Origin of the sequence: Microbacterium sp. AK009 (genome assembly GCF_013410955.1) — a bacterium.
In the GTDB taxonomy this organism is placed as follows: domain Bacteria; phylum Actinomycetota; class Actinomycetes; order Actinomycetales; family Microbacteriaceae; genus Microbacterium.
Map to the genome: position 1 here is coordinate 365,382 of NZ_JACCCG010000002.1, position 22,059 is coordinate 387,440.

Annotated in this window: 21 protein-coding genes; 8 read left to right on the forward strand and 13 right to left on the reverse strand. The window is 70.1% G+C overall.

Features of this window, described 5'->3' with window-relative positions; genetic code table 11:
* The first annotated feature begins 34 nt into the window (after window positions 1–34).
* Window positions 35–1,138: a polyprenyl synthetase family protein gene (locus HDC37_RS05695; protein ID WP_179559425.1), complete on the forward strand. Its 1,104-nt coding sequence runs from the start codon at window positions 35–37 to the stop codon at window positions 1,136–1,138.
* Window positions 1,139–1,150: 12 nt separating this feature from the next.
* On the opposite strand, the gene HDC37_RS05700 is transcribed toward HDC37_RS05695, so the two are convergent.
* On the reverse strand, window positions 1,151–1,498 hold the full coding sequence (locus tag HDC37_RS05700; RefSeq protein ID WP_179559426.1) for an Rv2175c family DNA-binding protein: 348 nt from the start codon (window positions 1,496–1,498) through the stop codon (window positions 1,151–1,153).
* Between the two features lie 126 nt (window positions 1,499–1,624).
* Here HDC37_RS05700 and HDC37_RS05705 point away from each other — a divergent pair, with 126 nt between their 5' ends.
* Together HDC37_RS05705 and pknB are read left to right on the forward strand one after the other, a co-directional pair.
* Window positions 1,625–2,650, forward strand: a complete 1,026-nt coding sequence (locus HDC37_RS05705; RefSeq protein ID WP_179559427.1) for a LysM domain-containing protein — start codon at window positions 1,625–1,627, stop codon at window positions 2,648–2,650.
* A gap of 64 nt (window positions 2,651–2,714) precedes the next feature.
* A complete protein-coding gene (gene pknB / locus HDC37_RS05710) occupies window positions 2,715–4,655 on the forward strand; it encodes a Stk1 family PASTA domain-containing Ser/Thr kinase (RefSeq protein ID WP_179559428.1) in 1,941 nt (646 codons plus the stop codon).
* A gap of 43 nt (window positions 4,656–4,698) precedes the next feature.
* On the opposite strand, the gene HDC37_RS05715 is transcribed toward pknB, so the two are convergent.
* From HDC37_RS05715 to HDC37_RS05725, 3 genes are read right to left on the reverse strand one after another with little or no spacing between them, the layout of a single operon-like run.
* The gene (locus tag HDC37_RS05715) at window positions 4,699–6,036 is read right to left on the reverse strand and encodes a class II 3-deoxy-7-phosphoheptulonate synthase (RefSeq protein WP_179559429.1); all 1,338 of its coding nucleotides are present in this window, start codon (window positions 6,034–6,036) and stop codon (window positions 4,699–4,701) included.
* Between the two features lie 52 nt (window positions 6,037–6,088).
* Window positions 6,089–6,784, reverse strand: coding sequence for a 1-acyl-sn-glycerol-3-phosphate acyltransferase (locus tag HDC37_RS05720; protein WP_179559430.1), 696 nt, complete (start codon window positions 6,782–6,784; stop codon window positions 6,089–6,091).
* A gap of 6 nt (window positions 6,785–6,790) precedes the next feature.
* On the reverse strand, window positions 6,791–7,726 hold the full coding sequence (locus tag HDC37_RS05725) for an ROK family glucokinase (protein WP_179559592.1): 936 nt from the start codon (window positions 7,724–7,726) through the stop codon (window positions 6,791–6,793).
* 134 nt (window positions 7,727–7,860) lie between these two features.
* Between HDC37_RS05725 and HDC37_RS05730 the strand changes: the two genes are divergently transcribed.
* Window positions 7,861–9,687, forward strand: coding sequence for a long-chain fatty acid--CoA ligase (locus HDC37_RS05730; protein WP_179559431.1), 1,827 nt, complete (start codon window positions 7,861–7,863; stop codon window positions 9,685–9,687).
* A gap of 57 nt (window positions 9,688–9,744) precedes the next feature.
* Here the strand turns inward: HDC37_RS05730 and HDC37_RS05735 are convergent, their stop codons facing one another.
* From HDC37_RS05735 to HDC37_RS05745, 3 genes are read right to left on the reverse strand one after another with little or no spacing between them, the layout of a single operon-like run.
* Window positions 9,745–10,236 (reverse strand): peptide deformylase, encoded by a 492-nt coding sequence (locus tag HDC37_RS05735; RefSeq protein ID WP_179559432.1) that lies wholly within the window; start codon window positions 10,234–10,236, stop codon window positions 9,745–9,747.
* A 10-nt stretch (window positions 10,237–10,246) separates the two neighbouring features.
* Window positions 10,247–11,836, reverse strand: coding sequence for a MinD/ParA family protein (locus HDC37_RS16910; protein WP_179559433.1), 1,590 nt, complete (start codon window positions 11,834–11,836; stop codon window positions 10,247–10,249).
* 58 nt (window positions 11,837–11,894) lie between these two features.
* Window positions 11,895–15,302: a pyruvate carboxylase gene (locus HDC37_RS05745; protein WP_179559434.1), complete on the reverse strand. Its 3,408-nt coding sequence runs from the start codon at window positions 15,300–15,302 to the stop codon at window positions 11,895–11,897.
* Window positions 15,303–15,376: 74 nt separating this feature from the next.
* Here HDC37_RS05745 and HDC37_RS05750 point away from each other — a divergent pair, with 74 nt between their 5' ends.
* Window positions 15,377–16,186 (forward strand): ParA family protein, encoded by an 810-nt coding sequence (locus tag HDC37_RS05750; RefSeq protein WP_124292997.1) that lies wholly within the window; start codon window positions 15,377–15,379, stop codon window positions 16,184–16,186.
* A 42-nt stretch (window positions 16,187–16,228) separates the two neighbouring features.
* Here the strand turns inward: HDC37_RS05750 and HDC37_RS05755 are convergent, their stop codons facing one another.
* The 3 genes from HDC37_RS05755 to HDC37_RS05765 form a co-directional block, all read right to left on the reverse strand.
* Window positions 16,229–16,774, reverse strand: a complete 546-nt coding sequence (locus tag HDC37_RS05755) for a MerR family transcriptional regulator (protein WP_179559435.1) — start codon at window positions 16,772–16,774, stop codon at window positions 16,229–16,231.
* Between the two features lie 115 nt (window positions 16,775–16,889).
* Entirely contained in the window at window positions 16,890–17,585 is a 696-nt protein-coding gene (locus tag HDC37_RS05760) for a MerR family transcriptional regulator (RefSeq protein ID WP_179559436.1), read from the reverse strand.
* Complete coding sequence (locus HDC37_RS05765; protein WP_179559593.1) at window positions 17,585–18,043, reverse strand: FHA domain-containing protein; 459 nt, start codon at window positions 18,041–18,043, stop codon at window positions 17,585–17,587. The genes HDC37_RS05760 and HDC37_RS05765 overlap by 1 nt, the downstream gene beginning before the upstream one ends.
* A gap of 243 nt (window positions 18,044–18,286) precedes the next feature.
* Between HDC37_RS05765 and HDC37_RS05770 the strand changes: the two genes are divergently transcribed.
* A complete protein-coding gene (locus tag HDC37_RS05770; RefSeq protein WP_308472108.1) occupies window positions 18,287–18,625 on the forward strand; it encodes a hypothetical protein in 339 nt (112 codons plus the stop codon).
* Window positions 18,626–18,643: 18 nt separating this feature from the next.
* On the opposite strand, the gene HDC37_RS05775 is transcribed toward HDC37_RS05770, so the two are convergent.
* On the reverse strand, window positions 18,644–19,042 hold the full coding sequence (locus tag HDC37_RS05775; RefSeq protein WP_179559437.1) for a hypothetical protein: 399 nt from the start codon (window positions 19,040–19,042) through the stop codon (window positions 18,644–18,646).
* Between the two features lie 104 nt (window positions 19,043–19,146).
* Here HDC37_RS05775 and HDC37_RS05780 point away from each other — a divergent pair, with 104 nt between their 5' ends.
* Entirely contained in the window at window positions 19,147–19,800 is a 654-nt protein-coding gene (locus HDC37_RS05780) for a copper resistance CopC family protein (RefSeq protein ID WP_179559438.1), read from the forward strand.
* Window positions 19,801–19,809: 9 nt separating this feature from the next.
* The gene (lpdA, locus tag HDC37_RS05785) at window positions 19,810–21,207 is read left to right on the forward strand and encodes a dihydrolipoyl dehydrogenase (protein WP_179559439.1); all 1,398 of its coding nucleotides are present in this window, start codon (window positions 19,810–19,812) and stop codon (window positions 21,205–21,207) included.
* A gap of 6 nt (window positions 21,208–21,213) precedes the next feature.
* Here lpdA and HDC37_RS05790 read toward each other — a convergent pair whose 3' ends face one another.
* Both HDC37_RS05790 and HDC37_RS05795 read right to left on the reverse strand, forming a co-directional pair.
* Window positions 21,214–21,852: a CYTH domain-containing protein gene (locus HDC37_RS05790; RefSeq protein WP_179559440.1), complete on the reverse strand. Its 639-nt coding sequence runs from the start codon at window positions 21,850–21,852 to the stop codon at window positions 21,214–21,216.
* Window positions 21,824–22,042 (reverse strand): response regulator, encoded by a 219-nt coding sequence (locus HDC37_RS05795; RefSeq protein ID WP_179559441.1) that lies wholly within the window; start codon window positions 22,040–22,042, stop codon window positions 21,824–21,826. The genes HDC37_RS05790 and HDC37_RS05795 overlap by 29 nt, the downstream gene beginning before the upstream one ends.
* Window positions 22,043–22,059: the final 17 nt, after the last annotated feature.

Here is a 22,059-nt window from a genome sequence, read left to right on the forward strand (position 1 = left end):
TTCTACGTGTCCCGCTGATAACTAGGCTAGGGCCGTGTCATCTTCCGCGGGCGCCGTAGAGGCTGTTTCTCAGCGACTGAACAACTTCCTCGCACGTCAGCGTGCCCAGGCGGAGGAGCTCGGCGACGAGGCGGCGATGATCATCGACGCCGCCGCGGACGCCCTGACCGGCGGCAAGCGCTTGCGGGGACGCTTCCTCATCGCCGGCTGGCGGGCGGTCCACGAGGCCCAGGCGCGGGCCGGCGACCCGCCCTCGCCCGTGATCGGCGCCGCGGCGGCGCTGGAGGTCTTCCATGCCGCGGCCCTCGTGCACGATGACGTCATCGACAACTCCGACACCCGCCGGGGCCGCCCCTCCGCGCACCGCGCGCTGGAGGCGAGGCATCGCGCCGCGGGCTGGCGTGGCGACGCCGCCGCGTTCGGCCGTTCCGGCGCCATCCTGCTCGGCGACCTCCTGGTCGCGTGGAGCGACGACCTGTTCGAGGAATCCCTCGCGGAGATGGATCGCTCGCAGGATGCCGCGGCCTCAACCGCCCGGGAGGAATACGCCCGCATGCGTCGTGAGGTGACGGTCGGACAGTTCCTCGACATCGCCGAGGAGTCCGCCTTCCGTGTCGCACCGGACGAGGAGCATGCCGAGCGCGCCCTGCGCGTGGCGTCGTTCAAGTCGGCGCGCTACAGCATCCAGCAGCCGCTCGTCATCGGCGCCGCGCTCGCGGGAGGCTCGGCCGATCAGCGCGCGGCCCTCGCCGCGTTCGGCCACCCGCTCGGCATGGCATTCCAGCTGCGCGACGATGTGCTCGGCGTCTTCGGCGACTCGGCCGAGACCGGCAAGCCCGCAGGCGACGACCTGCGCGAGGGCAAGCGCACGGTGCTCATCGCCTATACCCGCGAGGGCATCGGAGCCTCGGCACGCCAGATCGTCGACGAACTCATCGGCGACCCCGAGCTGGACGACGAGCAGATCGGCTCGCTCCAGCGGACCATCATCGACAGCGGGGCGCTGGGGCGCGTGGAGACCCTCATCGAGGAGTACTCGTCGGAAGCCGCCCGCGCGCTGTCGGGGGCGGAGCTCGGTCACGCGGCCGTGAACGACCTGCGAGAACTCGCCCGCGCGGCGACCGTCCGCGTCGCCTGATCGCCCGACGGTTCAGGCGAGGGTCTGAGCGACCCGCCGCACCTCGCTCTTGCGGCCGGCGCGCAGCGCCTCGATCGGCGCGACGCCGATCGACTCCTCCGGGCTCAGCAGCCAGTCGATGGCCTCATCATCGCTGAAGCCGGCATCGCCGAGCACGATCACCGTCCCCCGCAGCGAGCCCAACGGCTTGCCGTCGACGAGGAACACGGACGGCACCGTGAGGGCGCCGTGCCGGCGCGACCCGATGAGGGCGCGGTCGTCGAGCAGTCGTCGAACCCTCCCGAGGGGAAGGTCGAGGGCAACGACCAGTTCGGGAAGGGTCAGCCACTCGGTGGGTACAGGTGCGTCTTTCTCCGCCACGGAGCAACTATCTCACCTCGTCTAGATGAAGACATCCTCATGTTTCACATCCGTCACTTCCGTTGACAGTGGTTTACACGCGTGACAGCGTTGCGTGCGGGGAGAATCCCCGCAGGGAGGACCGCCATGTCTCGCTCACGAACCGTCCGGCTCACGACTGCCCGCCTCGGCCTTCCCGCAACCGCCCTGGGTGCCCTTGCGGTCGCGATGCTGCCGGCGCCGTCCGCCGCCGCGAACGAGACAGCTCCCCTGGCGCGGGAAGACGTCGGAAGGCAGCTCTGGCTCGGCGACGCCGCATCCACGAGCCGCGCACCTGTGACGGTCCCCGCTCACAGCGCCGGTCCCGAGAGCGTCGTCGTCCAGCCCGGAGACACCATCAGCGCGATCGCCGCCCGTCATGGCCTGCGGACCACCGACGTGCTGGCCCTGAACGGACTGGGCTGGAGCAGCGTCATCCACCCCGGCCAGGTGATCCGGCTGAGCGGCGGGTCCGCCGCACCTGCGGCTCCGGCCGCACCCCCGGCTCCGGCGGCACCTGCAGCCACGACGCACACCGTCGTGGCCGGTGACACGATCAGCGCGATCGCGCGCCGTCACGGAACGTCGACACAGGCAGTGCTCGACGCGAACGGCCTGCAGTCATCGTCGATCATCTACCCCGGCCAGGCGATCGCGATCCCGTCGGCGGCGCCGGCGCCCGCCGCCGCGCCCGCTCCCGCACCCGTCCTGGCAGCCGAGACGGTGGCACTGGACGACGAGCAGATCGGCAATGTGCGGACCATCATCGCGGTGGGTCGTGAACGGGGTGTCTCCGACCGGGGCATCGCGATCGCGCTCGGAACCGCCATGGTCGAGTCGTGGCTGCGCAACCTCGACTGGGGCGACCGTGACTCCCTCGGCCTGTTCCAGCAGCGCCCCAGCACCGGGTGGGGAAGCGCCGACGAGGTCCGCGACCCGGTCCGGGCGACCGCGGCATTCTTCGGAGGCCCGGCGGATCCCAACGGAACACGCACCCGGGGCCTCCTCGACATCCCCGGCTGGGAGTCGATGTCCTTCGCCGGCGCCGCACAGGCCGTGCAGATCTCAGCGTTCCCGGATCGTTATGCGAAGTGGGAGGCGCCCGCCTACGCGTGGCTCGCGACCTACGGGTGATCCGCATGGACGCCGGGGTGAGCCGTTGCCCGGGCTCTCACCCCGCCGTCCGTAGACTCTGACCGTGAGCACGAGTCAGCAGGCCGACCCGCTGATCGGACGTCTCGTCGACGGCCGATACCGGGTCCGTGCGCGCATCGCGCGCGGTGGCATGGCGACCGTGTACGTGGCCACCGACCTGCGGCTGGAACGCCGCATCGCCCTGAAGGTGATGCACGGTCATCTCAGCGACGACTCCGTCTTCCAGAGCCGCTTCATCCAGGAGGCCCGCGCCGCCGCGCGGCTCGCCGATCCGCACGTGGTCAACGTCTTCGACCAGGGCCAGGACGGCGACATGGCCTATCTCGTCATGGAGTACCTGCCGGGGATCACTCTCCGCGAGCTGATGCGCGAGCAGCGCCGCCTCACGATCCCGCAGACGATCACGATCATGGACGCCGTGCTCTCGGGCCTGGCCGCAGCGCACCGCGCCGGCATCATCCACCGCGACGTCAAGCCCGAGAACGTGCTCCTCGCCGAGGACGGCCGCATCAAGATCGGCGATTTCGGGCTCGCCCGTGCGGCGACGGCGAACACCGCCAGCGGCGCTCAGCTCCTCGGCACGATCGCCTACCTCGCCCCCGAGCTCGTCACGCGGGGGGTCGCCGACGCGCGCTCCGACATCTACGCCCTCGGCATCATGCTCTACGAGATGCTCGTGGGAGAGCAGCCCTACAAGGGCGAGCAGCCGATGCAGATCGCGTTCCAGCACGCCACCGACTCGGTGCCGCGCCCGAGCGCGAAGAACCCCGGCGTCCCGGAACAGCTGGATGAGCTCGTGCTGTGGTCGACCGAGAAGAACCCCGATGAGCGTCCGGTCGATGCCCGCGAGATGCTCGACCGGCTGCGCGAGATCGAACGCCAGCTCGGCGTCGCGCCCCAGGTTACGAGGACCGCTGGGCGCGGCATCCCCGATGACGACGGCATTCCCTCGGGCGAGCTCACCCAGGTGCTGCCCGCCTCGGTGACCGGGCCCGCTGCCGTCGTCAGCGACACCGACAACGCCGCGCGGCTGCGCCAGGTGACCCGTCGCCGCGCCGTCAGGGGCGGATGGCTGATCGTGATCGTGGTGATCCTCGCGGCCCTCGCCGCCGGGACGGGCTGGTGGTTCGGGTCCGGTCCCGGGTCGCTCGTCGCCGTACCGGATGTCCGCGGCGCGACGTTCGCCGAAGCGCAGACCGTGCTGGCAGAGCAGTCGCTTCGCGCGGAGGAGCGCGGCGAGTACAGCGTCGAAGTCGAGACGGGTCTGGTCATCGAGACCGACCCCCCACCGGGGGCCCGGCTGGATAAGGACGCGCTCGTCACCGTCATCGTCTCGCTCGGGCCTGCCGAAGTCGCCCTCGGGCGCGTGATCGACCTCCCCGCCGATCAGGTGCGCGATCTCCTGGCGCAGAACGTCATTGCCACGCGCGAGGACGCGGAGTTCTTCACCGAGGCGCCGGCCGGCACGGTGGTCGGCATGCGGATCCACCCTCGCGCCGGCGGCGACGACATCGACTGCGGGGAGGGCTGCACCGCACGTCAGGCCGACGAGGCGACGCTGCTGATCTCGCGCGGCCCGGTGCCGGATGTGGCGGGCGACTCCGTCGACGCCGCGCGGTCGGAACTCGGCGGCGCGCAGCTCGCCGTCGCCGATCAGGTCATCGAGCAGAGCAGTGACACCTACGCCGCAGGGGAGGTCATCGGCATCGCCGACCGCGACGGCGGCGGCTGGTGGCAGCCCGGCGACACGGTGACCCTCATCGTCTCCACAGGGCCGCCCCTGTTCGAGATCCCGAACGTGGTCGGGCAGACCCGCGACGGGGCGATCGCCGCCCTCGAGGACGCGGGATTCCAGGTGGACTACGCGGTCTTCTTCGCCGCCATCCCCGACTCCCTGACCGAGGTGGTCAGCATCGACCCCGGCGCCGGGGAGTTCGTCGTCCGCGGCACGCGCATCTACATCCAGCTCACCGTCACCGGTTGACACCGTCACCGGCTGTTTCCGTCACCGGCTGACGGGGCTGGGGTCAGCGCTTCTCTAGCTCCTCGGCCACCAGGAACGCAAGTTCCAGGCTCTGCATGTGGTTCAGGCGCGGGTCGCACAGCGACTCGTAGCGCGTCGCGAGGGTGGCCTCGTCGATCATCTCCGACCCGCCGAGACATTCGGTCACGTCGTCGCCGGTGAGTTCCACGTGGATGCCGCCGGGGAAGGTGCCGACCGCGCGGTGGGCCTCGAAGAACCCGCGCACCTCGTCCACGACGTCGTCGAACCGACGCGTCTTGTAGCCCGTGGGGGTCGTGATGCCGTTGCCGTGCATCGGATCGGTGACCCACAGCGGCATCGCCCCGGAGTCCCGCACGGCTTCCAGAAGGGGCGGCAGAGCGTCACGGATCTTGCCGGCCCCCATGCGGGTGATGAAGGTCAGCCGGCCGGGCTCGCGCTCCGGATCGAGCTTGTCGATGAGGGCGAGCGCCGTCTCGGGCGTCGTGGTGGGGCCGAGCTTCACGCCGATGGGATTGCGGATCCGCGAGAAGTAGTCGATGTGCGCCCCGTCGAGGTCACGCGTGCGCTCCCCGATCCAGACGAAGTGGGCCGAGGTGTTGTACGGGGTGCCGGTGCGCGAATCGATGCGGGTCATCGGACGCTCGTAGTCCATGAGCAGGCCCTCGTGCCCGGTGTAGAACTCCACGCGCTTGAGTTCGTCGAAGTCGGCGCCCGCCGCCTCCATGAACTTGATGGCGCGGTCGATCTCGGTCGCGAGCCTCTCGTACTGCTGGTTGGCGGGGTTCTTGGCGAATCCCTGGTTCCAGCTGTGCACCTCGCGGAGATCGGCGAAACCGCCCTGGGTGAAGGCGCGGATGAGGTTGATCGTCGACGCGGCGGTGTGGTACCCCTTCAGCAGCCGTGACGGGTCGGCTTTGCGCGACTCCTCGGTGAAGTCGTACCCGTTGACGATGTCGCCGCGGTAGGCGGGAAGCGTCACCTCGCCGCGGGTCTCGGTGTTGCTCGAGCGGGGCTTGGCGAACTGCCCGGCCATGCGCCCCATCTTCACGACCGGCATGGATGCGCCGTAGGTGAGCACGACGGCCATCTGCAGCACCGTCTTGATGCGGTTGCGGATCTGCTCCGCGGTCGCCCCTGCGAAGGTCTCGGCGCAGTCTCCTCCCTGGAGGAGGAAGGCCTGCCCCGCCGCTGCGCGCCCGAGACGCTCGCGCAGCATGTCGACCTCTCCGGCGAAGACCAGCGGCGGGAGGGTCGCGAGCTCGGCGGAGGCCGCCGCGGCGGCGTCGAGGTCATACCACTGCGGCTGCTGTTTGATGGGCAGGGAACGCCAGTGGTCGAGACCGTCGAGGGGAGCGAGCATCCGCTCAGTCTAGCGACGCCGGATACTCACCAGATGCCGCTCGCGAGCGGTGTTACGCCGCCTTCCCGCGGGGTCTGAGACGGTCTTTGACGGTCGAGGCGTAGACGTCCTCGTACTCCTGCTCTCCCAGACGCTGGAGGGCCACCATGATCTCGTCGGTGATCGAACGAAGGATGTACCGGTCGCCCTCCATCCCCGCGAAGCGCGAGAAGTCCAGCGGCTCGCCGATCACGACGCCCACTCGCGCCACGCGGGGGACGCGCGTGCCGATCGGCATCATCGTGTCGGTGTCGACCATCACCACGGGGACGACGGGGACGCGCGCCTCCAGCGCCATCCGCGCAATACCCGTGCGGCCGCGGTAGAGCTTGCCGTCCGGGCTGCGCGTACCCTCCGGATAGATGCCGAGCAGGTCACCGCGGCCGAGGACCTGCAGGCCCGTGTTCAGTGACGCCTCCGAGGCCTTGCCGCCGGATCTGTCGATCGGGAGCTGTCCGGTGGCCTTGAAGAAGACCCGGGTCGCCCAGCCCTTCAGGCCCCTGCCGGTGAAGTAGTCGCTCTTGGCCAGGAACGACACCGGCCGGTCGATCATGAGGGGGAGGAAGATCGAGTCCGCGAACGACAGGTGGTTGCTGGCGAGGATCGCCGCGCCCTCCGCGGGGACGTTCCGCCGACCGACGACCCACGGTCGGAAGATGGCCTTGAGGATGGGTCCGATGACCACGTACTTCATCAGCCAGTAGAACATCGACGCTCACGCCTCCTGGCCGGCGAGGTCGGCGACACCGATGAGGCCGGCGTCGTTGCCGAGCCGGGCGATGGCGAAATCCGCCACCGGGCGTTCGCCGTACCCCGGGAGGGACGTCTCGTAGGCCAGACGCACCGGTTCGAGCAGGATGTCGCCGAGCTGGGCCACTCCCCCGCCGATGACGAAGAGCTCGGGATCAAGCACGGCCTGGAACCCGCCGCAGGCCTCGCCGAGTGCCGTCGCGACACGTCGCAGCGCCTCGAGCGCGCCGGGGTCGCCGGACAGGATCAGGTCGGAGATGACGTGGCCGGTGAGCGTGCCGTGCGTGGCGCGCGCCGCAGCGAGAGCCTCCCCGATGCCGCCGGAATCGGCGATGGCGCCCGCCTCCCGCTGCAGCGCACGCCCCGAGGCGTACTGCTCGAGACAACCGTTCTGGCCGCACCCGCACGGCAGGCCGTTGCGCGTGAAGCGCATATGGCCGAGCTCCCCGGCGATCCCGTGACCCCCGTGGAACATCCGGCCGCCGATGATGACCGCTCCCCCGACGCCCGTCCCCATGGTGAGCATCACCATGTCGTCGACCGCGGCGCCCGCACCGAACCGGAACTCGGCCCACCCGGCGGCGTTGGCGTCGTTCTCGATGGTGACGGGGCGTCCGATCCCGGCCTCGAGAACGGCTTTCAAGGGCTCGTTGCGCCACGCGATGTTGGGAGCATGGATGACGGTGGCCTGCGCCTTGTCGATGAAACCGGCCGCGGCGACGCCCACGGCGACCGCGTCGTGACGATCGATGTACGACCGGGCCATCTCGACGACGGCGGCCGCGAGCTCGGCGGTGTCGGTGGGCGTGTCCACGCGTCCTTTGTCGAGGATGCGACCCTCCTGATCGACGACACCGCCGGCGATCTTCGTCCCACCGATGTCGATCCCGACTGTGAGCACGCGCATCCCTTCCGTCCTGGGCCCCGCCCGAGGAGGCGGATCGAGTCTAGTCGCGGGCTCGCGCACTGCGTGGCCGGATATGCCTCGACTAGAATCTGAGGACATCCGACCGAATCGGTACCGAAGGAGTTGCCGTGATCCAATTCGATGTTCCGGCCGTGGTCCCCGCCGACCCCCAAGCCAACATCAGCGACCTCCTGGCGGAGCGCGTGAAGGCGACCCCCGAGCGCCCGCTGTTCGCCGTCCCCGAAGGAGACGGGTGGCGGGACATCACGGGCGCCCAGTTCCAGTCCCAGGTCGTCGCCCTGGCCAAGGGCCTCGTCGCCGCCGGCGTGGAACCGGGAGACAAGGTCGCCTTCATCGCCCGCACGACCTACGACTGGACCCTGGTCGACTTCGCGATCTTCTTCGCCGGCGCCGTCATGGTGCCGATCTACGAGACGAGCTCCGCCGCGCAGATCTCTTGGATCCTCGCCGACTCGGGCGCCGTGGCCGTGATCGCCGAATCCGCCGAGCACGCGGGCCGCGTCGCCGAGGTGCGGGCCGAGCTGCCGCTCGTGCGCTCGGTCTGGCAGATGCACTCCGGCGATCTCGACGCCCTCGTCGCCCAGGGCAAGGACGTCACCGACGAGGAGATCGAACGTCGTCGCAACCTCGCGGTCGGCGCCGACATCGCCACCCTCATCTACACCTCGGGGTCGACGGGCCGCCCGAAGGGGTGCGTCCTCACCCACAGCAACTTCGTCGAGCTGGCACGCAACTCCGCGGTCGCGCTGAGCGAAGTGGTGCAGACCCCCGGGGCATCCACGCTGCTGTTCATCACCACGGCGCACGTCTTCGCCCGCTTCATCTCGATCCTCAACGTCCACGCGGGCGTGAAGACCGGGCACCAGCCCGACACCAAGCAGCTGCTGCCCGCGCTCGGATCGTTCCAGCCGACCTTCCTGCTGGCGGTGCCGCGGGTGTTCGAGAAGGTGTACAACTCCGCCGAGCAGAAGGCCGAGGCCGGCGGCAAGGGCAAGATCTTCCGCGCCGCCGCCCATGCGGCGATCGAGCACTCCGCCCTGCTGCAGGACGGCAAGAAGATCCCCCTCGGCCTGCGGCTGAAGTTCCGCCTGTTCGACCGTCTGGTCTACAGCAAGCTCCGCGCGGCGATGGGCGGACGGGTCACCTACGCGGTGTCCGGCTCCGCGCCGCTCGGCGAGCGACTGGGGCACTTCTTCCACAGCCTGGGCGTCGTCATCCTCGAGGGCTACGGCCTCACCGAGACCACGGCTCCGGCCACGGTGAACCTCGCCACCAAGTCGAAGATCGGCACCGTCGGTCCCGCCCTGCCGGGAGTGAGCGTCCGACTCGCCGACGACGGCGAGATCGAAGTTCGCGGCATCAACGTCTTCAAGGAGTACTGGCGCAACCCCGAGGCCACGGCCGCCGCGTTCGACGGCGACTGGTTCAAGACCGGCGACATCGGCTCGTTCGACGCCGAGGGGTTCCTCAAGATCACCGGGCGGAAGAAAGAGATCATCGTCACCGCGGGCGGCAAGAACGTCGCCCCCGCGGCGCTGGAGGATCCGATCCGCGCCAACCCGATCGTCGGCCAGGTCGTCGTCGTGGGTGATCAGAAGCCCTTCATCTCGGCGCTGATCACCCTGGACCCCGAGATGCTGCCGACGTGGCTTGCGAACAACGGGCTGCCCGGCGACATGTCGCTGGCCGACGCGGCGAAGAACGAGAAGGTCCGTGCTGAGGTCCAGCGCGCCGTCGACAACGCCAACACGACCGTCTCCCGGGCGGAGTCCATCCGCAAGTTCACGATTCTGCCCTCGGAGTGGACCGAAGCCAGCGGCCACCTCACCCCCAAGATGAGCATCAAGCGGCATACGATCGTGAACGACTTCGCCGCGGAGATCGACGAGATCTACTCCGCGCCGGTCAACACCACGAACGTCTCGATTCCCTGACCGGATGATCGGCGTGAGCCGGATCACGGCCGCTTCAGGGCAGTGATCCGGCTCGCGTCAGAACCAGTCGGACTCGCGCACCTCGCGCATCGCGATCTTGCGGTCCTCGGGGCGCAGCCGCGAGAGGTAGAGCAGTCCGTCGAGATGGTCGGTCTCGTGCTGGAGCGCCTGGGCGAGAAGGCCCTCGCCCTCGATGATGCGCTCCGCTCCGTCGAGGTCGATGCCGCGCACCCGGGCGTAGGGGTGACGCAGCGCGTCGTGCCACAGACCGGGAACCGACAGGCATCCCTCCCCCGTGGGGACGGGCTCGCCCGACACCTCCTCGAGGACGGGGTTGAGGATGTACCCGATGTCACCGTCGATGTTGTAGCTGAACGCGCGCAGCGGCACCCCGATCTGCGGGGCGGCGACGCCCGCGCGACCAGGGAGCTCGACGGTGTCGAGCAGGTCCTGCACGAGGGCGCGGACGCCGTCGTCGATCGTGGTGACCGGCGCACTCGGGGCGCGCAGCACCGGGTCGCCGAAGAGGCGGATGGGGCGAACCGTCATCGGATCGCGCTCACGCGGCCGGGGCGAGGTCCCGCAGGCCCTCGACGACGGTCGCCGCCAGCTCGCGCGCCGCGAGACGCGTGGCCGGCTGCAGGTCGCGGAACGTGATGGCGCTCCCCGCCGCGATCTGCGGGTCGAAGGGCAACCTGATCACGGCGCGCACGCGGCTCCGGAAGTGGGTCTCCAGCTCGTCGGGGCGCACGACCGGCGGACCGGGGCGGGAATTGTTCAGCACGACCACGGCGTTCTTCACGTGCTCGGCGTACCCGTTGGTCTCCAGCCACGTCAAGGTCTCCGACGCAAGGCGCGCCTCGTCGACGCTGAGGCCCGCCACGACGACGAGCTGGTCGGCCAGCTCGAGCGTGGCTCCCATGACGGAGTGGACGATGCCGGTGCCGGTGTCGGTGAGCACGATGGAGTAGTAGTGCGCTGCGAGGGTGGCCACGTCGTGGTAGTCGCGGTCGCTGAACGCTTCGGAGACCCGGGGGTCGGCGTCGGACGCGAGAACGTCCAGTCGGGTCGCGTCGCGCGCGACGATACGGGAGATGTCGTTGTATCCGTTCACCTCCGCGCGGGCACGCGCGAGGTCGCGGACCGTCTTGCCGTTGGCTCGGGCGATGCGCTCGGCGAGCGTCCCCCGGTCGGGGTTGGCGTCGACCGCGATGACACGATCGTCGCGGGCGTCTGCCAGCGCCATTCCGAGGAGCGTGGTGACGGTCGTCTTGCCGACTCCGCCCTTGCGCGAGAGGACGGGGACGAAGCGCGCGCCGCCGGTGAGGGGCGCGCCGATCCGACGATCGAGCTCCTTGCGCGCGCGGGCGCGCCTGCTGTCGCCGAGGTTGACCCGTCGGCCGGTGAGCGAGTAGACCAGGTGACGCCACACACCCTCAGGCTCGGCGCGTACGAGGTGGCGCTGATCGAGCAGCCGGTCGGGAGTGAGCAGATCGGGCGTCTCCCGGCCTCCCTCGAACTCGCCGAGGCGCTTAGAGGATAGGGCGACCTCGTTGCGCGTCGTCACGCGCTCGGCTGACCGGGCGCGCTGCGGGCGTTGGGGCTGATCGGGGTGCTGCAGCTCCCACCGTGTCGCGGGGACCGAGCCGGTGCGGGTGGTCGGCGCGGCGGTCGCGGGAGCCGGATCCGGCGGCGTCGCCGGCGTGCTGCCCTCGGCAGGACCGACGAGCGCCGCGGCGGGCTCAGGGATGTCTTCGACGATATCGGCGTCGACGTGGTCGGCGTCGCCGGCGTGAGCGTCGTCGTCGATGTGCGCGGGGTGGGCGTCGTCCTCGACGATCTCGGCCTCAGCGGTCTCGGCCGGGGGCTCGATGGCGACCGGCTCACTCACCGGCGAGGCCGTGCCCGCGGCATCCACTGCCCCGCCCTCGGGCGAATCCGAAGCCTCGATCGCCTGCGGCATCTCGTCGTCCACGACGTCCTCGTCGTCGAGGGCGTCGTCATCGGTCGGAGAAGGAAGGATGACGCTGACTTGGGCGGTCTGGCCGCTCAGTACTCCGAGAGCAGTCGAATCGATGCTCACGGTGTCGGGGAGGACGCCGTTCTCATCGTCGTCCTCGGGCGTTTCATCGAAGGCGTCGGGCGTCACTGCAGGTCTCCTGGAACAGGCACATCACTGCGCACTCACGGTGAGGCGCCGTTCCAGGCTAGTGCGCGGGGCGGATGACGACCAAAAGGTCGCCCGCCTCGACCTGTGCGGTCGCGGCGATCGCGATGCGCTCGACGACGCCGTCGACGGGCGCGGTGATGGCCGCCTCCATCTTCATCGCCTCGATCGAGGCGATCGGCTCTCCCGCGGCGACCGTGGCGCCGACCTCGATCTTGACGGTGACGACGCCGGCGAACGGTGCCGCGACCTGGCCGGGGCGCGACGTGTCGGCCCGCTCGGCCGGACGGGTCTCGACACTGATGCTGCGGTCTCGCACATAGACGGGGCGGAGCTGCCCGTTCAGCGTGGTCATGACCGTGCGCATGCCCTTGGCATCCGCTTCGCCGATGGCTTCGAGGCCGACGTAGAGCTGCACGCCGGGATCGATCTCGGCGACGTGCTCCTCGCCGGGCTTGAGTCCGTACAGGTAGTCGGGGGTGCCGAGGCTCGAGAGGTCGCCGTACGCCTCCCGCGCCTTCTCGAACTCGCGTGCCGGACCGGGAAAGAGCAGGCGGTTGAGGGTGCGGCGCCGCGATGCCGCGTCGCCGTCGAGCCCTTCCCTCTCCTCCGACGTGAGCGGCGGGATCTCGATGGAGACGGTGCGGCCGGCCAGCACCTTCGTGCGGAAGGGCTCGGGCCACCCACCGGGAAGATCACCGAGCTCGCCGGCCATGAACCCGACGACGGAGTCGGGGATGTCGTAGTTCTGAGGGTTCTCGGCGAAGTCGGCCGGGTCGGCCTTGGCGGCGACCAGCGCGAGGGCGAGATCGCCCACCACCTTCGACGATGGCGTCACCTTCGGGATGCGTCCGAGGATGCGGTCGGCGGCGGCGTACATGTCCTCGATGAGCTCGAAGTCATCGGCCAGGCCCAGCGCGATCGCCTGCTGGCGCAGGTTCGAGAGCTGGCCGCCGGGGATCTCGTGGTGGTAGACCCGGCCGGTGGGACCGTCGAGCCCCGACTCGAAGGGGCGGTAGAGGTGCCGCACGCCCTCCCAGTAGGGTTCCAGGTCGCTCACCGCCTGGAGGTCGATCCCGGTGTCGCGGTCGGTGTGGGCGAGGGCTGCGACCAGCGCCGAGAGTGACGGCTGACTGGTCGTGCCCGCCAGGGGTGCCGCCGCGGCGTCGACGGCGTCGACGCCGGCCGCGCTCGCAGCCAGGAGGGTGGCCAGCTGACCCCCTGCAGTGTCGTGCGTGTGCAGGTGGACCGGGAGGTCGAAGCGTTCACGCAGAGCCGCGACCAGGCGTGCGGCCGCGGCGGGACGCAGGAGTCCTGCCATGTCCTTGATCGCGAGGATGTGAGCCCCCGACGCGACGATCTGCTCGGCGAGGCGCAGGTAGTAGTCCAGCGTGTACAGCTGCTCGGCGGGGTCGAGCAGGTCGCCGGTGTAGCAGACGGCGACCTCGGCCACGGCGGTGCCGGTGTCCAGGACCGAGCGGATGGCGGGCACCATCTGGTCGACGTCGTTGAGGGCGTCGAAGATGCGGAAGATGTCCACACCCGTCGAGGCCGCCTCGCGGACGAAGGCGTCGGTGACCTCGACCGGCCTGGGCGTGTAGCCGACGGTGTTGCGTCCGCGCAGCAGCATCTGGATGGGGATGTTGGGAACAGCGTCGCGGATCGCCGCGAGACGCTCCCAGGGATCTTCGGCGAGGAACCTCAGCGCCACGTCGTAGGTCGCACCGCCCCACGCCTCGATCGACAGCAGCTCTGGCGTCATCCGCGCCACGTGCGGCGCGCAGCGGACCAGGTCGCGCGTGCGCACGCGGGTGGCCAGGAGCGACTGGTGGGCGTCGCGGTAGGTGGTCTCGGTCACCGCCAGCGGCGTCTGCTCCCGCAGAGCTCGGGCGAAACCCGCCGGGCCCAGCTCCCGTAGGCGCTGCAGGTTGCCCGATGGTGCGGGGGCGAGCAGATCGATGTCCGGAAGCTTGCTGCCCGGTGACACCGAGACCGGCTTCTCGCCGTAGGGCCGGTTGACGGTGACATCGGCCAGCCAGTTCAGCAGCTTCGTCGCCCGGTCTCGCGACGGATGGCTGGTGAGCAGGCGCGGACGCTCCTCGATGAACGCCGTGGAGAGGTCACCCTCGACGAACGCCGGGTCGTCGAGGACGGCCCGAAGGAACGGGATGTTGGTGGCGACGCCGCGGATGCGGAACTCGGCCAGCGCGCGCTTGGCGCGGGCGACGGCGGCCGGGTAGTCGCGCCCGCGGCAGGTGAGCTTGGCGAGCATCGAGTCGAAATGAGGGCTGATCTGCGAGCCCGCGGCCGTCGTCCCGCCGTCGAGGCGGATGCCGGCTCCGCCGGGCGAGCGGTAGGTCGTGATCCGGCCGGTATCGGGACGGAAACCCAGGGCGGGGTCCTCCGTGGTGATGCGGCACTGCAGTGCGGCGCCGCGGAGCACGATCCGGTCCTGCGACAGGCCGAGGTCGGCGAGGGTCTCGCCCGCGGCGATGCGCATCTGCGACTGGACGAGGTCGATGTCGGTGACTTCTTCGGTGACGGTGTGCTCGACCTGGATGCGGGGGTTCATCTCGATGAAGACGTGCTGACCCGCCCGCTCCCCCGCCGTGTCGACGAGGAATTCTACGGTGCCGGCGTTGACGTACCCGATCGACTCGGCGAAAGCGACCGCGTCGCGGTGGATGCGCTGACGCAGCTCGTCGTCGAGGTTCGGTGCGGGCGCGATCTCGATGACCTTCTGGTGGCGGCGCTGCACCGAGCAGTCCCGTTCGAACAGGTGCACGGTGTGGCCCGTGGCATCCGCCAGGATCTGAACCTCGATGTGCCGCGGCCGCAAGACCGCCTGCTCGAGGAAGACGCGCGGGTCGCCGAAGGCCGCGCCGGCCTCGCGCATCGCCTCGGCGATCGCGGGCGGCAGCTCGCCCGGGGTCTCCACCCGGCGCATGCCGCGACCCCCGCCGCCGGCGACGGCCTTGACGAAGAGGGGGAAGCCGATTTCGGGGGCGGCTGCGACGAGCGCGTCGACGTCGTCGGACGCGTCGGTGGAGCGCAGCACCGGAACACCGGCCGCGATGGCGTGCTCCTTGGCCGTTACCTTGTTCCCCGCCATCGCGAGCGCGCGAGCAGGGGGTCCGATGAAGGTGATGCCGTTCTCGGCAGCCCGGGAGGCGAGCTCGGGATTCTCCGACAGGAACCCGTAGCCCGGGTAGATGGCGTCCGCGCCGGATTCCAGCGCGACCCGGATGATCTCGTCGACGTCGAGGTAGGCGCGCACCGGGTGACCCGGCTCGCCGATCACGTACGATTCGTCGGCCTTCTGCCGGTGCAGGGATCCGCGGTCCTCGAAGGGGAAGACCGCGACGGTGCGGGCTCCCAGCTCGTACGCGGCGCGGAAGGCGCGGATCGCGATCTCACCGCGATTGGCGACCAGGATCTTCTCGAACATGCACACCTCGCGGTTGGGCCGTGTGGTCTGGGCTGAGTGTGCTCTCAGCCTAGGGGACGGTAACGTAGTGCCTCGTGCACGTACTCTCCGTCAGCTCGCTCAAGGGCGGGGTCGGCAAGACGACCGTGACGCTCGGACTCGCTTCCGCCGCTTTCGCGCGCGGTGTCCGGACGTTGGTCGTCGACCTGGACCCGCAGTCCGACGTGTCGACGGGGATGGACATCCAGGTCGCCGGTCGTCTGAACATCGCCGATGTCCTGGCCAACCCCAAGGAGAAGGTCGTCCGGCAGGCGATCACGTCCTCCGGCTGGGCGAAGGTGCATCCCGGCACGATCGACGTGATGATCGGAAGCCCTTCGGCGATCAACTTCGACGGACCCCACCCGAGCGTTCGCGACGTGTGGAAGCTCGAGGAGGCCCTCGCCACGATCGAGGCCGACTACGACCTCGTCCTCATCGACTGCGCGCCCTCGCTCAACGCCCTCACGCGCACCGCATGGGCAGCCAGTGACCGGGTGATCGTCGTCACCGAGCCCGGGCTGTTCTCGGTCGCTGCCGCCGACCGCGCGCTCCGCGCCATCGAGGAGATCCGTCGCGGTCTCTCCCCCCGGCTCCAGCCGCTCGGCCTCGTGGTCAACCGCGTGCGTCCCCAGTCGATCGAGCACCAGTTCCGCATCAAGGAGCTGCGCGACATGTTCGGTCCGCTCGTGCTGAGCCCCCAGCTTCCCGAGCGGACGTCGCTGCAGCAGGCTCAGGGCGCGGCGAAGCCGCTGCACATCTGGCCGGGAGACTCCGCGCAGGAGCTCGCCGCCGATTTCGATGCACTGCTGGACCGCGTCATCCGCACCGGACGCATCCCGACCCCGGGCGAGACCCGGGTCTGACCCGCCCAGCCCGCCGACGACGACGGGGTAGCCGGGTGCGGCTCAGGCCGAGCGCGCGGTACGACGCGCAGCGAGTTCGTCGACGGGGTCGGGCGCCTGGGGATCGAACTCCACGAGGGTCGTCTCGACCTCGCGCAGCACCTTGCCCACGGCGATGCCGAAGACACCCTGGCCACGGCTGACGAGGTCGATGACCTCGTCGTTCGAGGTGCACAGGTAGACCGACGCGCCATCGCTCATGAGCGTGGTGCCGGCCAGGTCGCGGATGCCGGCGGCGCGCAGCTGCTCTACGGCCGTGCGGATCTGCTGCAGCGAGATGCCGGTGTCGAGGAGACGCTTGACGAGTTTGAGGACCAGGATGTCGCGGAAGCCGTACAGCCGCTGCGACCCCGAGCCGCTCGCGCCGCGCACGGTCGGTTCGACCAGCTGCGTACGAGCCCAGTAGTCCAGCTGCCGGTAGGTGATGCCGGCGGCGCGGGCGGCGACGGCGCCGCGGTAGCCCACTTCATCGTCCATCTGCGGAAGCCCGTCGGTGAACAGGAGGTCGGCGACGAAGCCGGGTTCGTCGGCCGCTTCACGAGCGGTCATGCGATCCTCCTCACGGAACGGGGTGCGCACTCCACGCTAGATGAGCCCCGCCCCCCGAGCAACGACATCCGCCTCAACGCGTCGGCGTGTCGCGGCCGAGCGAGGCTGCCCCGCGTCATCCGAGCAGGCGATCGAGCGCGGTGCGCAGCAGGATCGCACGCACCTCTTCGAGTTTGCGCGCGAGTTCGGGCGCCACCTCTCCCGCTCGTCCCCGGGACGCGGCGTCGGTGCGACGCAGCAGGGGCGCGAGGGACGACTCGATGAGGGAGGCGTCGCGCTCCGCGCTCTGCTTGACGCTGCGGACGTGACGCGGCTCGATGCCGTGACGATCCAGCGCGACGAGGGCGCGCAGGAGCGTGACGGACTGATCGCTATAGCTCTCGGCTGCGGTGATGATCCCCGTGCTGATGGCGTCGTTGAGCAGCTGGGGCGCGGCGCCGGCGGCCGCCAGCAGCTCCTCGCGACGGTACCGACGCGGTGCCGGGACGATCGAGGGCGGCGGCGCGGAGGTCGGCGGTGCGGGGTCGCGCCCGGCGTCGACGTCGGCGAGATAGTCGCGGATGACGCTGAGGGGCAGGTAGTGGTCGCGCTGGAGCGTGAGCGCCAGCCGTAGGCGGTCGAGGTCGGCCGGCGAGAACTTGCGATACCCCGAGTCGGTACGCACCGGGGTCACGATCCCCTGCACCTCGAGGAACCGCAGCTTGCTGGAGGTCAGACTCGGGAACTCCGGAGACAGCCTCGCGAGCACCTGGCCGATGCTGAGCAGGCCCGCCGACGATGATCGCTGGCGGGCGGAGGAGGCCGGAGCCATCAGCCCGCCTGCGGCAGATCTGCGGGCGAGACGAAGAAGTTGAGGCGGAACTTGCCGATGCGAAGCTCCGAGCCGTTGGTGAGCACGGCGCGGTCGACCCGCTCGCCGTTGACGTAGGTCCCGTTCAGCGAGCGCTGATCCACGAGCTCGAACGCCGTTCCCTGTCGGGTGATCTCCGCGTGCCGACGCGAGACGGTGACGTCGTCGAAGAAGATGTCGGCTTCCGGGTGACGACCGACCGTGGTGACGTCGGTGTCGAGAAGGTAGCGCGCGCCGGCCGTCGGGCCCGAGCGCACCAGAAGCAGCGCCGCACCCGAGGGGAGTGCGTCGATGGCCTCGAGCTCTGCGGTGTTCAACGCGCTGCCGAAGGGGACGAACGACAGGTCGGCGTCGTGGCCGAAGGTCTGCGTCGTGTCCGAACCGCGATCGGCGCCGTCATCGCCCGGCAGGCGTCGGATCTCACCAGAGTCTGGTCGCCGATTGTCGTCGTCACCAGATTCTGGTCGCCGATTGTCGTCCACGTCGTGCCCTCCTTCGGTGAGCCAGCCTATCCGACGTGCTCACGCCCTGACGACCGGCTCGGCGCACCTGGCGACGACGATGCCGCAGGGCGATTGTTTCGGCCTGTGTCGGCGAAGATGACCGCGGCCGCGCCGCGACCTAACCTGGCCGACATCCGAAACTACCCACAGGAGTCCGACGTGTCGAGTCCGCACCGCTTCCCCACACCTGTCGAGGTGAAGGGGCGCGCGGCCTGCATGTGCGCACACGGGCACTCCTGCACCTCGGTCGCCCCCGGGCACGCGATGCACCTCATCCAGGCGCGGCTGATCGCCGCGACCCCCCGCGAGTGGATCGACGCGATCGTCGCCTCGGTCTCCGACGGCGTCACGGTGCTCCACACCCTCGACGGGGCGCGTGTCGAGGTGTGGTCGGCGTCGCCGATCGAGGGCGCCCGGCCGGGCGCGCCGGTCGCTGTGCACGCGCGTCACCACGCCCTGGCCGTCGGGCGCGCCCGCGTCAACGTCGCCGTCCTCTGACCTGGCCGGCGCCGGGCGTCACGCCTGGGCGAGCATGGACTCCCGCATCGCCATGCAGGCATCCATGCAGGCCTGGCAGGACTGCGCGCACATGCGGCAGACCTCGCTCATGTCGGCGTGGCGCATGCACTCGTCCATGCAGAGCTGACACATCGCGATGCACGCGTCGAGCATCGACACCATGACCGCGGGGGTCGTGCCCGACATGCGCAGCATCGCCCGCAGCATCGTGTTGCACATGTCGGCGCAATTCATGCAGGCCGGCGCGCAGTCCATCATCTGGGCGGCGCACACCGTGCACGCCTGTTCGCAGGCGGCGCAGGCGTCCATGCACGCCTGCAAGAGGTCCATGTCCATGCGGGTGTCGCCGCCCATCATCGACGTCGAGCCCATGGCATCCATCATCATGCGGTCCATCCCGTACCTCGCTCTCGATCTCGCGCGACGGGGCAGGTGCACCCGCCTGAGCCCACAGTAGGCGTCCAGGCATCGTTGATGAAGACCCCCGTAGCGTGGGCATCGTGAATCGTTCCGGTCTTCGCCTCTCCCCCGCCCGCGCGATCCTCGGCGTCATCGTGGCGCTGGCGGCGGTGTTCGCCCTCCCCGTCGCCGCTTCCGCTCACGACGAGCTGCTCGCATCCGACCCCGCGTCCGGCAGCACGGTCGACCAGGCCCCGGCCGCGATCACCCTCACCTTCAGCGGCGCGGTCTCGCAGGAGACCGGGGCCACGGTGATCGAGGTGACGGATGCCACCGGCGCGGCGCTCGTCGACGGATCGCCGACCATCACCGACAACGTGGTGTCGCAGCCGCTGACCCCGGCCCAGCCGGGTGCCGTCACGGTGCTGTGGAAGGTGGTGTCCAGCGACGGCCACCCGATCTCCGGAGAGCTGTCGTTCGCCGTCGCGGAAGGGGCCGCGCCGACGCCGACCGCCGACGCCACCGTGACCCCGGCGCCCGACGCCGCTGCCTCTCCGTCCGCCTCGGCCGCGGAGACGGCCACCGCCACGCCGTCGCCGACCGACACGGGCGAAGCCGCGTCGTCCACGGCTGCGATCGTGCCGTGGATCATCATCGGCGTCGTCGCAGCCGCCGTCGGCGGGGCGATCGTGTACCTGCTGCTCGCCCGCGCACGGGGCCGCACCCCGGGCACCGGCGGCGGTGCCGACCGATAGGCTGGAAGCATGCCTCACTACGACGTCGTCATCCTCGGCGCCGGCCCCGGCGGGTACGTCGCGGCCGTCCGGAGCGCCCAGCTCGGTCTTTCCGTCGCCATCATCGAAGAGAAGTACTGGGGGGGCGTCTGCCTGAATGTCGGGTGCATCCCCTCGAAGGCGCTGCTGAAGAACGCCGACCTCGCCCATCAGGTGCTCCACAAGGCTGACCTGTTCGGCATCTCGGGTGACGTGCACTTCGACTTCGGGGTGGCATGGGACCGCAGCCGCAAGGTGGCCGAGACCCACGTCAAGGGCATCCACTTCCTGATGAAGAAGAACAAGGTCACCGAGTACGACGGCCGCGGCACCTTCATCGACGCGCACACCATCCAGGTGCAGAAGTCCGACGGCGGGGCCGAGACGGTCACGTTCGACAACGCGATCATCGCCACCGGCGCGAAGGTCCGTCAGCTGCCCGGCGTCGAGATCGGCGGGAACATCGTCACCTACGAGGAGCAGATCCTCTCGCGCGAGCTCCCCTCCTCCATCGTCATCGTCGGCGCCGGCGCGATCGGCATGGAGTTCGCCTTTGTGATGTCGAACTACGGCGTGAAGGTCACCATCGTGGAGTTCCTCGATCGGGCGCTGCCGAACGAAGACGCCGACGTGTCGAAGGAGATCGCGCGCCAGTACAAGAAGTACGGCATCGATATCCTGACCTCCACCAAGGTCGACACGGTCACCGACCACGGCGACAAGGTCACGGTCGCCTACACCGGCAAGGACGGCACCAGCGGGTCGCTCGATGCCGACAAGGTGATGGTCTCGATCGGCTGGATCCCGAACGTCGAGGGCTACGGGCTGGACAAGACCGGCGTCGAGCTCACCGAGCGCGGTGCGATCGGCATCGACGACTACATGCGCACCAGCGTGCCCCACATCTACGCCATCGGTGACGTCACCGCGAAGCTGCAGCTGGCGCACGTCGCAGAGGCGCAGGGCGTGGTGGCCGCCGAGACGATCGGCAAGGCCGAGACCATGCCGCTCGGCGATTACCGCATGATGCCCCGCGCGACGTTCTGCACCCCCCAGGTCGCGTCGTTCGGACTGACCGAGCAGCAGGCCCGTGATGCCGGCTACGACGTGAAGGTGGCGAAGTTCCCCTTCAGCGCCAACGGCAAGGCGAACGGTCTGGGCGAGCCGGTCGGATTCGTCAAGCTCATCGCCGACGGCGAGCACCTGGAACTGCTCGGTGGTCACCTCATCGGACCCGATGTCTCGGAGCTTCTCCCCGAGTTGACGCTCGCGCAGAAGTGGGATCTCACCGCGCTCGAGGCCGCGCGCAACGTGCATACGCACCCGACGCTGTCCGAGGCTCTCCAGGAGGGCTTCCACGGCCTCGTGGGTCACATGATCAATCTGTAGGCCGGACTACCGCCCGAGCGCCCGCCCGATCTTCGATTCCGAGGATGCGGGGCGGGCGCCGGCGTTTCGGGCGAGCTGGGCGAGGTCGCCCAGGAACCGCTCGGCGTCAGCGGGCGCGGCGGGGCCCAGTTCGATCTCCCACTCGCGCCAGGAGCGCTCGGTCCCGGTCGACTCGTCACGGGTCTCCACGTGGTCGTCGAGGAACTCCGCGACGACGCCGCCCGCGGCATCCTTCATCTGCACGGCCAGCCGGCGGTTGCGCACCCGGGCGATCGGGCGCACCGGCTCTGCCGTGAGGCGCCGGATCTCGGCCTGCACCGCCTCGGGGAGCGACGCGTCCTTCCCGAGCGGCCACCCGAGCTCCACCCGGCCCGCACCCTGCCGCGGTCCCTTCAGATGCCACCCGGCATCGGGGCCGCCGGTGCGGCGACGCAGCGCGTAACCGGCCCGTCCGAGGGCGAGATCGGCGGTGTCGTAGTACTGGGCGTCGAGCTCGCGCACCTCGGGGGCGGCGACCTCGGCCACCTCCGCAACGGCGCGCCAGTCCGGCGCCGCCGTCTCCGCGTCCACGTCGAGCTTGACCTCGATCTCGACGGAGCGGACCGGCTCGCCCGGATCAGTCGTCGTTCGAGGGTCCGATCTCATCGGTCGCCTCCACGAACCAGAATTCCGCCTCGGTCGGGCCGTCGTGCTCGCCGGTGTGCTGCGCGTCGCCCTTGCGCCGGTAGACGACCTGTCCTTCGCCGTAGGGGACGATGAGCGAGTCGAGGTCGGGAGCATCCAGGGGCAGGACCTGCCCGTCGAGCGGACCACCGTGCAGTCGTGCAATAGCCATCCTCCGAGTGTATCGAC